General features: G+C 70.4%; 12 protein-coding genes and 1 pseudogene. 6 read left to right on the top strand and 7 right to left on the bottom strand.

Annotated features, from left to right (window positions below):
• Positions 1–141 precede the first annotated feature (141 nt).
• The 6 genes from J8M50_RS25275 to J8M50_RS25300 are packed head-to-tail and all read left to right on the top strand — an operon-like array spanning position 142 to position 7,285.
• Complete coding sequence (locus tag J8M50_RS25275) at positions 142–624, top strand: NADH-quinone oxidoreductase subunit B family protein (protein ID WP_010360585.1); 483 nt, start codon at positions 142–144, stop codon at positions 622–624.
• Positions 621–2,651, top strand: coding sequence for a proton-conducting transporter transmembrane domain-containing protein (locus J8M50_RS25280; protein WP_010360586.1), 2,031 nt, complete (start codon positions 621–623; stop codon positions 2,649–2,651). The genes J8M50_RS25275 and J8M50_RS25280 overlap by 4 nt, the downstream gene beginning before the upstream one ends.
• Positions 2,645–3,604, top strand: a complete 960-nt coding sequence (locus J8M50_RS25285) for a respiratory chain complex I subunit 1 family protein (RefSeq protein WP_050987424.1) — start codon at positions 2,645–2,647, stop codon at positions 3,602–3,604. The genes J8M50_RS25280 and J8M50_RS25285 overlap by 7 nt, the downstream gene beginning before the upstream one ends.
• The gene (locus J8M50_RS25290) at positions 3,601–4,269 is read left to right on the top strand and encodes a hypothetical protein (protein WP_010360588.1); all 669 of its coding nucleotides are present in this window, start codon (positions 3,601–3,603) and stop codon (positions 4,267–4,269) included. The genes J8M50_RS25285 and J8M50_RS25290 overlap by 4 nt, the downstream gene beginning before the upstream one ends.
• Positions 4,269–5,795 (top strand): proton-conducting transporter transmembrane domain-containing protein, encoded by a 1,527-nt coding sequence (locus tag J8M50_RS25295; RefSeq protein WP_010360589.1) that lies wholly within the window; start codon positions 4,269–4,271, stop codon positions 5,793–5,795. The genes J8M50_RS25290 and J8M50_RS25295 overlap by 1 nt, the downstream gene beginning before the upstream one ends.
• A 5-nt stretch (positions 5,796–5,800) precedes the next feature.
• Positions 5,801–7,285, top strand: coding sequence for a hydrogenase large subunit (locus J8M50_RS25300; protein WP_029184686.1), 1,485 nt, complete (start codon positions 5,801–5,803; stop codon positions 7,283–7,285).
• Between the two features lie 175 nt (positions 7,286–7,460).
• Here the strand turns inward: J8M50_RS25300 and J8M50_RS25305 are convergent, their stop codons facing one another.
• The 7 genes and pseudogenes from J8M50_RS25305 to J8M50_RS49770 all read right to left on the bottom strand — a co-directional run bounded on the left by J8M50_RS25305 (position 7,461) and on the right by J8M50_RS49770 (position 10,313).
• Entirely contained in the window at positions 7,461–7,640 is a 180-nt protein-coding gene (locus J8M50_RS25305) for a DUF6126 family protein (RefSeq protein WP_010360592.1), read from the bottom strand.
• Entirely contained in the window at positions 7,637–8,155 is a 519-nt protein-coding gene (locus tag J8M50_RS25310) for an ATP-binding protein (protein WP_010360593.1), read from the bottom strand. Before J8M50_RS25310 ends, J8M50_RS25305 begins: the two co-directional genes overlap by 4 nt.
• Complete coding sequence (locus J8M50_RS25315) at positions 8,152–8,487, bottom strand: ArsR/SmtB family transcription factor (protein ID WP_010360594.1); 336 nt, start codon at positions 8,485–8,487, stop codon at positions 8,152–8,154. Before J8M50_RS25315 ends, J8M50_RS25310 begins: the two co-directional genes overlap by 4 nt.
• Entirely contained in the window at positions 8,471–8,680 is a 210-nt protein-coding gene (locus J8M50_RS25320; protein WP_010360595.1) for a hypothetical protein, read from the bottom strand. The genes J8M50_RS25315 and J8M50_RS25320 overlap by 17 nt, the downstream gene beginning before the upstream one ends.
• A 188-nt stretch (positions 8,681–8,868) precedes the next feature.
• Positions 8,869–9,826, bottom strand: a pseudogene (locus J8M50_RS25325) (IS3 family transposase); the annotation flags it as partial.
• A 140-nt stretch (positions 9,827–9,966) separates the two neighbouring features.
• Positions 9,967–10,191, bottom strand: coding sequence for a glutamate--tRNA ligase family protein (locus tag J8M50_RS49260; protein ID WP_010360597.1), 225 nt, complete (start codon positions 10,189–10,191; stop codon positions 9,967–9,969).
• Between the two features lie 35 nt (positions 10,192–10,226).
• The gene (locus tag J8M50_RS49770) at positions 10,227–10,313 is read right to left on the bottom strand and encodes a glutamate--tRNA ligase family protein (protein ID WP_075662031.1); all 87 of its coding nucleotides are present in this window, start codon (positions 10,311–10,313) and stop codon (positions 10,227–10,229) included.
• Positions 10,314–11,497 lie beyond the last annotated feature (1,184 nt).

Consider the following 11,497-nt stretch of genomic DNA (forward strand, 5'->3'; position numbering starts at 1 on the left):
CCTCCTGTGTGCGGAGGCGGCCCGCCTTTGATCCACCCGCCCGTTCCAGCGGGCACAGCGTAAGGAAAGTGCCGTAACTCCGGCTGCGGGTCCGCCTGTTGGGGGTTCCGTGGAGGAGTCCTCACCGTTCAGGGAGGGTTCATGGGCCTGCTGCGCAAGATCCGGGAGACCGGGAGGGTGGCCGAACCGGCGCCGCCGCTTCCCGAGGGCGATCCACCGGGGCCGGCACGGGAGTTCGGCGGGTCGGTGCAGGTGCGGTGCGTGGACGCGGGGTCCTGCAATGGCTGCGAGATCGAGATCGCCGCGGCGTTCAATCCGGTGTACGACGCGGAGCGTTACGGCGCGCGGCTGGTGGCCTCTCCCCGGCACGCGGACGTGGCGCTGGTGACCGGTCCGGTCACCCGGAACATGGCCGAGCCGCTGCGCCGTACGGTCGCCGCGATGAGCGAACCCCGGCTGGTGGTCGCGGTGGGGGACTGCGCGATCGACTGCGGGGAGTTCGCCGGCGGGTATGGCGTCGAGGGTGCGGTCGCCGATGTCGTACCGGTGGATCTGGTGGTGCCGGGGTGTCCGCCGGAGCCGGAGGAGATCGTGGCGGCGCTGCGGAGGGTGACCGGGAGGTGAACGCGATCGCCGCCGCTCTGACCACGGCCACTGTTCTGGGTGGTGCGGGTGCGGTGGCCGGGTGCGGGCTGCCGTACCGGGTACGGGTCCCGGCGGTCGGGGTGCTGACGGCGGGGGTGGGGGTGGCGGGTGGCACGGCGGGGGTGGCCGCGCTGGCCGGTGAGCGATGGTCGGCGGAGTTTCCCGGGCTGTTGCCGTTGGCCGGTGCGCAGGTGGCGGTGGACGCGCTGGCGGGTGTGTTCATGGCGGTGGCGGGAACCGTCGTGGCGGCGGTCGCCGTGTACGGCGTCGGGTACGCGTCCGGGCACGGGCCGCACGGGTTGGGGTCGCGGACGGCGCAGGCGGCGCTGCCGCTGTTCGCGCTGTGTCTCGTGCTGGTGCCGGTGGCGGCGTCGGTGTCGTCGTTCCTGGTGCTGTGGGAGTTGATGGCGCTCTTGTCGCTGCTGCTGGTGCTGGCCGAGCACCGGCAGGGGGTGGCGGTGCGTCAGGCCGGTGTCTGGTACGCGGTGATGACGCACCTGGGTTTCGTGCTGCTGCTGGCCGGGTTCGGACTGTTCGCGGCCCAGGCGGGAGGGGAGTCGTTCGCGGCGCTGCGCGCGGGTGCTGACAGCGTGCCGTCGGCGGTGCGGGGGCTGGTGTTCGTGCTGACGGCGCTGGCGTTCACGTCGAAGGCGGGTCTGGTGCCGCTGCACGCCTGGCTGCCGCGTGCTCACCCCGAAGCACCCGGTCCGGTCTCGGCGCTGATGAGCGCGGCCATGGTCAATCTCGGCGTTTACGGTTTGGTCCGTACCGGTCTCGATCTGCTGGGCGGGGGTCCGGCGTGGTGGTGGCTGGGCCTGATGGCGGTGGGCGGGGTCAGTGCGGTGTACGGGATCCTCCAGGCGGCGATGGCGTCCGATCTGAAGCGGCTGCTGGCGTGGTCGACGTGCGAGAACCTGGGTCTGGCTGTCATCGGGGTGGGAGCGGCGGGACTGTTCGCGTCGTACGGCGATGCGCCGCTGGCCGCGCTCGCGCTGGCCGCCGGTCTGCTGCACCTGGTCAACCACGCCGGATTCAAGGCGCTGTTGTTCTGCGCGGCCGGTTCGGTGGCGCGGGCGAGCGGACTGCGCGACCTGGACCGGCTGGGCGGGTTGCGCGTCCGGATGCCGTGGACGGCGGGACTGTTCGCGGTCGGCGCGCTGGGTGCGGTGACGCTGCCGCCGGGGAACGGGTTCGCCGGAGAGTGGTTGCTCCTTCAGTCCCTCATCCATGGGTTCCGGGTGCCGGGGGTGGCGGTGGCCGTGGTGCTGCCGCTGGCGGTCGCGGTGATCGCTCTGTCGGCGGGGATCGCGGCGGCCGTCTTCGTCAAGGCGCTCGGCGTCGGCTTCTTCGCCCGCCCCCGCAGCCAGGAGGCGGACGCTTCCCGGGAGTCCCCGCCGTTGATGCTGGCCGGGATGGGACTGCTTGCCGCCGGGTGCGCGGCACTGGCCGTGGTACCCGGCCTGCTGGGAGGAGGACTGGACCGGGCGGTGGCCGCGGCCGGCCTGCCGGGTGGCGGCACTCTGGCCGGTGGTGGACTCCAGGTGCGGCTGACGGCGGTGTCCGCGGCGCTGTCGCCGTTGTGGGTGGTCGCCGCGCTCACCGCCGTCCTCGTCATCGCCACCGTGCTGCCTCGGCTGTACGGTCGCCGGAGGCGTACGCGTGCGCGGCTGTGGGACTGCGGCGGGGGAGCACCCACCCCTCGGATGGCGTACACGGCGACGTCGTTCGCGGAACCGTTGCAGCGGGTCTTCGACGATGTGCTCGCACCCGAGCAGGACGTGGACGTCACCCCGGTGCGGGAGTCGGCGTATCTGGTGGAGCGGGTGCGTTTCCAGCGGCGGGTCCCCGACCGGATCGAGTACCGGCTGTACGAGCCGGTACTGCGGACGCTGGACGGGATGGGACGGGCGGCCAGGCGGCTGGCGGGCGGCAGCGTGCACCTGTACCTCGGCTACGGCTTCGCCGGGCTGGTCGTCCTGCTCGTGGCTTTGGCGGTGGGATGGTGAGCACAGTCGGGTATGCGGCGGTGGCCGGGCAGGTCGTCCTGGTCGGCGTGGGTGCGCCGCTGCTGACGGGGTGGATGCGGCAGGTGCGGGCCCGGCTGGAGGGCCGGGTGGGTGCTGGAGTGCTCCAGCCGTGGCGGGACATCCGCAAGCTGCTGCGCAAGGAGGCGGTCACCCCGGTCGGGACCGGTCCGGCGTTCCGTCTCGCACCCGCGGTGACGGTCGCGACCAGCACGGTGGCCGCCGTTCTGGTGCCGCTGCTGTCGACCGACACCCCCGTCAGCGGACATGCGGACCTGATCCTGGTGGTCGCGCTCATCGCGCTCGGCACCCTGGCGCTGGCCCTGGCCGGACTGGACACCGGCACCGCGTTCGGCGGGATGGGTGCCTCCCGGGAGATGACGGTGGCCGCGCTGGTCGAACCGACGCTGCTGCTGTCGGTGTTCGCTCTGTCGATACCGGCCGGGACGACGAATATCCCGGCCATCGTGAACGGCGCGGTCGACGAACCGGCCCGTCTCTCCTCCCCGGCCGGCCTGCTGGCCACCGCGGCTCTGGCGGTCGCCGTCCTCGCCGAGACCGGACGCCTCCCGGTCGACAACCCGTCCACCCACCTCGAACTCACCATGATCCACGAGGCGATGGTGCTGGAGTACGCCGGGCCGGATCTGGCGCTCGTCGAGCTCGGCGCGCAGATGCGGCTCACCCTGCTGCTCGGGCTCTTGTCGTCGCTGTTCGTGCCGTGGGGTATCGCCACGAGCGCTTCCTGGACCGCGCTCGCCGTGGCCCTGGCGCTGTTCGTCGCGAAGTGCGCGCTGCTGGGAGCGGTGCTGGCGGCGGCCGAGGTCTTCTGGGCCAAGCTCCGGCTGTTCCGCGTACCCGAACTCCTCGCCGGGTCCTTCCTGCTGGCACTGCTCGCGGTGACCGCTTCCTACTTCCTGAACGGAACACCGTGAGCGCCGGCCTGTACACACAGCTCCTCGACCTGGCCTGCGGTGTCTTCCTGCTCGCGGCGGTGATCGTGCTGTGGCGGCGCGACCTCGCCGCGATCGTCAGACTCTTCGCTCTCCAGGGCCTCGCGCTCGCCGAGATCGCCGTCCTGCTCGGACTGCACGAACAGCGGTGGGACCTCGTCGGCGTCGGCTTCGGCATCGGGTTCCTGAGGGCGGGTGTCCTGCCGCGTCTGATGCGCCGCGCGCTCGCTTCCGGCGGCCGGGGTGAGGAGGCACGCGAGACGCAGCCGCTGGTCAACGTCGCCGCCTCGCTGCTGACCGCCGCCCTGCTGACGCTGCTGGCCTACGCCGTCGCCCGGCCGCTGACCGCACTGCACCCCACCCCGGCCACCCGCGCACTGCCGGTCGGCCTCGCGGTCGTCCTGATCGGCTTCTTCGTCCTGGTCACCCGTCGTCGGGCGCTGTCCCAGGTCGTCGGGTTCCTGCTGCTGGACAACGGCATCACCGCCACCGCGTTCCTGGCCACCTCCGGCGTACCGCTCATCATCGAACTCGGCGTCTCCTTCGACCTGCTGCTCGCCGTCCTCGTCCTGCAGATCCTCACCACCCGGGTGCGCGAGGCGTTCGGCACCACCGACATCGACGACCTGCGGGAGCTGCACGACTGATGGACGCGACGCCGACCGCCCTGCTCCTGACCGCACCGGCCGCCGTACCGCTGCTGGCCGCCGGGGCGTACGCACTGGCCGGACAGCGCGTCTCCCCGCCCGCCGCGCGGACCCGCGCCGGATCCCTGGACCATCAGGCCGCGCCGGCCTGGGCGGCTCTCGTCTCCCCTGTGGTGATCCTGGTGTGCGCGGGTGTCCTGGCGCCGGCGGTCCTCGACGACGGACCGTCGGCCGCGTACTCGGGACTCCTGCGCGCGGACGCGCTGACCGTGTGGATGCTGCTGGTGGTCGGCGCCGTCTCCCTGACTGCCTGCGCTTTCACCCCGGGATACCTGGCGGGTGAGCGGGCGGCGGGACGTGCCGACGAGCGGAGCCTGTGGCGCTACCACGCGCTCGTCCAGGCATTCCTGGCAGCCATGTCCCTGGCCGTGGTGAGTGCCAACCTCGGTGTGCTGTGGGTCGCCGTGGAAGCCACCACGATCGTCACCGCGTTCCTGGTCGGCCACCGCCGCACCCGTGCCTCGGTGGAGGCCGCCTGGAAGTACGTGGTGATCTGCTCGGCCGGCATCGCGCTCGCCTTCCTCGGCACCGTCCTGATCTACTACGCCGCCCGGCAGGCCGGCATCGCCGAGGCGTGGGCGCTCGACTGGCCCACCCTCACCGCCCGCGCCGACCGCCTAGACCCAGCGGTCACCCGCCTCGGCATCACCCTGATCGTCCTCGGCTTCGGCGCCAAGGCAGGACTGGTCCCGCTGCACGCCTGGCTCCCCGACGCACACAGCCAGGCCCCCGCACCGGTCTCGGCACTGATGTCGGGGGTTCTGCTGGCGGTCGCCTTCACCGCGATCCTGCGCTACCGGACCATCGCCGACGCCGCTCTCGGTCCCGGATACACCCGCGTCCTGCTCGCCGGCCTGGCACTGCTCACCCTCGCTCTCGCCACCGCTCTGCTGCTCGGCCAGCGCGACTACAAGCGGATGCTCGCCTACTCCTCCATGGAACACATGAGCCTGATCGCGCTGGCCGGCGCGATCGGCAGCCCTCTCGCTCTGTCCGCCGCGCTGCTGCACATCGCCGGACACGGCCTCGCCAAGTCCGTCGCCTTCTGCGCCGGCGGCCACCTCCTCCAGCTCACCGGCACCTCCCGCATCGGACGCGTGAGGGGACTCCTGGCCCGCGCTCCCGCACCGGCCGCCGTCTTCGCCTGCGCGGTCCTCGCCCTGACCGCGCTGCCTCCCTCCGCGCTCTTCGCCTCCGAACTGGCCCTGGCCCGCGCCGCCTTCGCCGCTGGACCCGGCCTCGCCTGGACCACGGCAGCCGCGCTCGTCCTGGTCCTGGCCGCCTTCGCCGCGCTGGCCGCACGCACCGTCCGGATGCTCCTGGGACCAGCCGAACCTGCACCCGGCCAGCCGTCCGTGCCGTGGCCGCTCCTGCTCGCGCTGGCCGCCTGCGCTGCACTCGGTGTCACCACCGGACCTCTCACCGACCTGCTGCACGCCGCCGCGCAGGCGATCGGAGGCCAATGACCGTCATGCGGACGACCCACCGGATCCACCCCGCCGACCTTCCCGAACACGCCGCGCAACTCCTCGGACGGGGACACCGGCTCGCGCTGGTCGCCGCTCACCATGACGAGAGCGGACTACGCGTCGTGTACGTCTTCGTCGCCGGACCACCCGACACCCGTACCGAACTCCATGTTCTCCTCGACCCCGACCACCCCGAAGTCCCCTCCCTCGCCTCCCTCTCCTTCCCCGCAGGACGCTTCGAACGCGAGATGCATGACCTGTTCGGCATCACCCCCACCGGCCACCCGCTGCCACGCCGCCTCGTACGGCACTATCACTGGCCGCAAGGCTGGTACCCGATGCGCTCCGACGCCGGAAAACCTCCCGCTTTCGGCGAACAGGAAGGTCCCTACCCCTTTCTCGAAGTCGAAGGCGATGGTGTCTACGAGATCCCCGTCGGACCCGTCCACGCCGGTCTGATCGAACCTGGCCACTTCCGCTTCTCCGTCGTCGGAGAGACCATCCTCAAACTCAAGGCACGCCTCTGGTTCGTCCACAAAGGCATCGAGAAACTCTTCCAGGGCCGCACCGTCGACGCGGGACTGCGCCTCGCCGAACGCATCAGCGGAGACACCGCCGTCGGCCACGCTCTCGCCTACTGCCTGGCCGTCGAGGAAGCCACCGCCACCCGCGTCCCGGCCGAGGCCCGGCGCGCTCGCGCTCTGCTGCTGGAGCTCGAACGCGTCCACAACCATGTCGCCGACCTCGGCATGCTCTGCAACGACGCCGGCCACGCCGTCCTCAACGCCCACACCCAGCGCGTCCGCGAACACCTCCTGCGCCTGAACCGCGAGATCACCGGCCACCGCCTCCTGCGCGGCGGTGTCGTCCCCGGCGGCGCGATCCTGAACTCCCTCCCCGACCCCGCACGCCTCGCCGCCATCGGCCAGGACATCCACGAGATCACCGGCCTTGCGCTCAACCACACCACCGTCCACGACCGGTTCACCGGCACCGCAGTCCTGCCCGGCGACGCCGCCCGCACCCTCGGCTGCCTCGGCTACGTCGCCCGCGCCAGCGGCGTACCGACCGACGCGCGCACCGCTCACCCCTTCACCTCCTACGGCGGCACCGGCCTCGACATCCCCCTCCACGACAGCGGCGACGTCCTGGCCCGCTTCCTGGTCCGCGCCGAGGAGATCGATGTCTCCCTCGCCCTCATCACCCACTTCGCAAGCACCCTCACCACTCCCCTCACCACCACAGCACCCACGCCGCCACCCGGCACGGGTCCGGGAAGCGGAGTGGGTCTGGTCGAAGGCTGGCGCGGCACCATCGCCACCCGCGTCGAACTCACCCCCGACCACACCCTCACCCGCGTCAAACCCGTCGACCCGTCCTTCTTCAACTGGCCCGCACTGCCGGTCGCCCTGACCGACACGATCGTCCCCGACTTCCCCCTCACCAACAAAAGCTTCAACCTCTCCTACGCGGGAAACGACCTGTGACCGCTCGCCGACGAGCACGACTCTTGTCCGGGGGATTCCGTGCTTCCCGAGCTCGTGTCATGCCGACGCCTGCTCCGGTTACCTCCTCCAGCATCGCTGGCGTCGGTGCGGTGAGGTCGGGATGTCCCGCCAGAGTGATCACGGCAGGCTGTCCCTATCCACGCGGCCCAGCGGCTCATTTGTTCGCATGCCCGCCGAGGTAGAAGAGGAGCATGACCCACCCGGCGATGATGTGCGTGCCGAAGATGTAGATGAACGCGCGCAGCGCGACACCGCGCTGGACGCGCGAGTCCCGGTCCTGCGCGCACTGTTTGCGCCACCAGCGGGCGGGCCGGTCCGGTACCTGTTCCTTCATGAGATGTTCCTCCCGCTTCGTGTGGTGTTCCCGTCGTACGACGGGAGGCCGAACCGTACGAGGACGACCTTGCCGTCATGGTCGGCGGCGGGGCGAGCTCCGACACCCCCGCCGTGGGCGGCGGCCAGCTCCGTCACCATCCACAGCCCCGCTCCCATCCCCTCCGGGGTGAGGTCGGGCAGCCGCGGTTCGGCGTCCGACACGCTGACGATCAGCTGTCCGGCCGCGACCGAGAGGCCCACGTCCGTCACGGGCGAGCGCGGCGCGTGCCGTACGACGTTCGTCACCAGCTCGCTGAGGGCCAGCAGTACCGCGTCCGCGAACGCGGAACCCGGCGTGACCCCGGCCGCGGGAAGACAGGCGGTCATCGCCTCCCTGGCCCGCCGCACCGCCCGGGGCCCCACCTCCACCGAGGCCACGTGCCACAGCAGGACCGGAGGGGCGGGCTCGGGCACGGCCTCCGTACGGCGGCCTCGCCGCCACGGCGGGCGGAATCCGCCCTGGGCCTCGGTCATCCGGATTGCTCCACCGACCGCAGTTCGTCCAGGAGCCCTTGCCGGCCGGTGAGCAGGATGGCGAGGATGCGCCGCGCCGAGGCCAGCAGCTCGGCCACATCACCTCCGGCCAGCTCGTACACCACCGTCGACCCCGTACGCGTCGCGGTCACGATCCCCGACCTGCGCAGGACCGCGAGCTGCTGGGACAGGCTCGACGGCTCGATCTCGATCTCCGCGAGCAGATCCCGCACCGGACGCGGCCCGTCCTGCAGCAGCTCCAGCACCCGGATACGCACCGGATGCCCCAGCATCCGGAAGAACTCGGCCTTCGCCTCATACAGCGGAACCAACGCCGTCCCCTTCCTCCGCCACGTCCACCCCGTGCGCCCGCGCGATCCGCAGCGCGTCGTCCCGCTCGTCCTCGGCGACCGCCCTCTCGTACGCGTCACCCGCACGCTCCGCAGCCCTCACCCGGACCCGAGCCTGCCGGACCCGCTCCCGCAACGCCTCCACGAACCCACCCACCCTGGACAATTCCTCCATGCCATGCGTGATCTATGAACTAGCCAATTGAAGAAGTCTTCAATTAGCTGCCTATGGTAGCGGTGGAACGACCCGTACGTCTCACCCACCGAGGAAGCGTGCTCCCGGATGTACGGCTTTGTTGACCCTTGATCGTGGACACCGGATGTGGCGGAGTGCCTTCTTCTGGTGTTGTAGCGGGTCGCTCACCGAAAGACCGCGAGCCGTGCCTCGCGTGGCCCTGACCAGCGTTTCCTGCCTTGGAACGTCTCTCTTTTCATGGTCGCGTTGAATGATTCGGCGGCGGCGTTGTCCGCGCTGGCGCCCACCGCGCCGCGTGATCTGGTCACGCCGGGATCAGCGCAGACCTGGGCGAACTCCTTCGACGCGGTCTGCGGCCCGTTGTCGCTGTGGAAAACGGCCCCGCGCAGGCCGTCGGCGCCCCGGGTGGCTGCCGCGGCTTTCAGCGTGTCGGTGACGAGCTCGGTGCGCATGTGGTCGGCGATCGACCAGCCCGCCAGGCGTTTTGAGCACAGGTCCAACACCGTTACCAGACAGAGGAATTGGCCTCCCCCGGCCGGGAGACAGGTTATGTCGCCCACGTACTTGGTGTTCGGCAGCTCGGCGGTGAAGTCGCGTCGCAACCGGTCCGGCACCGGGGTCGCTGACGTTCCGGGATGGTGGTGCGAACCTTCTTGCGCGGGTGGAAGCCGACGATGCCCCCAGCGCGTATGACCCTGGCGACGCGCTTGTGGTTGACGCGTACGCCGTCGTCCCGCAGTTCGGCGGTGACGCGCGGAGCACCGTAGGTGCCGTCAGGCTCGGCGTGGATCCCGGCGATCCTCTCTGCGAGTTCGGCGTCCGCGCCGGCCGGCCACCGGTAGAACCCGGAGCGCGAGAGCTTCAGCATCCGGCACAGCCGCTTGACACCGAAGGCGCCACGGTGATCGTCGACGAACTGGAAGCGGCTGCTCACCAGCTGGTCTCGCCCGCAGAATACTTCGCGGCCCTCCGCAGGATCTCCCGCTCGAGCTCGAGTTCCTTCATCCGTGCCCGCAACTGCCCGTTCTCCTTCTCGATCGCGCTCGCCCCGGCGGCGCCGGGCCGGGCGGCCTGCTCGGCGTCCCGCACCCACACGCGCAGCGTCTCGTGGCTGATGCCCAGGTCCTTGATCAAGGGGCAGGCCTCGTGGGGTAGCAGGGCACCAAGGTCGGCTAGAGCGAGCGCGATGCCGGCCCTCCCGGTGAGGAAGCAGGTTGGCTGGTTTGTCGGGGTGCTGTCCAGCGTCGAGTGGACGGCCTGTTCAGTCAGCGTGTGGCAGGACAGGCGGAGGGCGCTTTGGAGTAGTACGCCTTCCTCTCACCGAGCCGCAGCGCCGCTTCGCGCTGGCCCTCGATGTTGTGGGACCGGAAGTAAGGTCCCGTGAAGGTGGGATCGTCGGCGTTGATGTGGATCGCGGACAGAGCATTGAGGATGCCGTCCACCCATTCCGGCCGGTTCCGGGCCTCGTCCGTGTCCTCGATCCGGAGCACGAACCGGCCCTGCTGCTGTCGGGCGACAGCTCAGTTCAGTTGTACGGGGCGGAGCGGGCGCCGCCGACGTGGAACATGCTCGTCGGGGACGGGGCGAATCGGACACGGATGGTGTTGGACATGGCGACAGGGTAATGACGTCGGGACGCTCAGGCGTCCCTGTCCGGTCTCCGGCAGGGCGTGGTGCCGGCCTCTCCGTACGTGGTCGTGGGAGGGGTCGGCTCGTTCCGCCTGCGGTGTCGCTCTCCGCAGTGCCCGATCGGATCAGTGGGTCGTCTCGAAGGTGAAGGTGTTTCATTCCGGGCCACTTCGTCGCGTTGTTCAGTTTGCGGGTGGTGTCCCGTAGACGGGTGAAGCGGAGCGGCCCGTCGTGGAGCCCTTGCAGGAAGACGTTCTCATGGGGTGACGGCAGGTCCAACTGTGTTGGACAGTCGTCTGATGGCCGAGGCGACGACGATCCGGACGGCACCCTGCCTGCGCAGCACCGTACGGCCGAGGACCACACCGGCAGGCAAAATTGTCACAACGCCGGAACCGGTACACGGTCATGGTCCCGCCAGGCGCACCGCACACCTTCGCCAACGTGACCGACGACCCGGCGGTCATGCTCAAGGCCTTCACTCCAGGCCTGTGCAGTACTTTCTGTGACCTCAAGGCCAAGGTGAAGTCCGGACAGCCGTTGTTTCATGACTCCGTCGCAGAGGTCTGGACGAAGCACGACACCGAACCGTCAACCGAGTACCTCTCGTGTTCAGACGGCACTGACAGCCGGGGGGCAGGTGTCCTCGGCGGGTCCTCCGGCCGTCTTCACGCAATGCCCAACGGCTGGCGGGGGCACCGTGGTTACGTCCGCGCTGGACTGTTCCGGGCTGCTCCCGACAGCGTGCTCAGTGTCGACGCCTGTCAGCAAGTCCGTGTGGTGTCTCCGTTCTGATCGGCCGAGTGAAGCAGTTCGATGTCACGTTCCTCGTAGCGGACGCGGGCCGGGGAGAAGTCGTACGGCATCTTGGCGGTGGCCTCCATCGTGCTCGTCCTCCTGGTCCAGGGGGGGGCAGCGGGGACTCGTCCAGACCGGATCTGGCGATGATGGCTGCCAGGGCGGGCTCGTGGGCACATCGCTGGAGGCCAGGTCTTCGATGTGGGGTTCGTTGAGGGAGATGGCGTCGTCGAGGGCTGCCTCCGCCTCGGTCACTCGGCTCTGTCGGACGTCGACGGACACGGGGCGTGCTCAAGTAGCCGGCCGTTTCTCGGCTTCGGGGCGCGGAGCCGGTGATGTATTCGACTCCTCTTTTCGGAGAGGTCGATA

Source organism: Streptomyces acidiscabies, from assembly GCF_020010905.1.
Lineage (GTDB): Bacteria > Actinomycetota > Actinomycetes > Streptomycetales > Streptomycetaceae > Streptomyces > Streptomyces acidiscabies.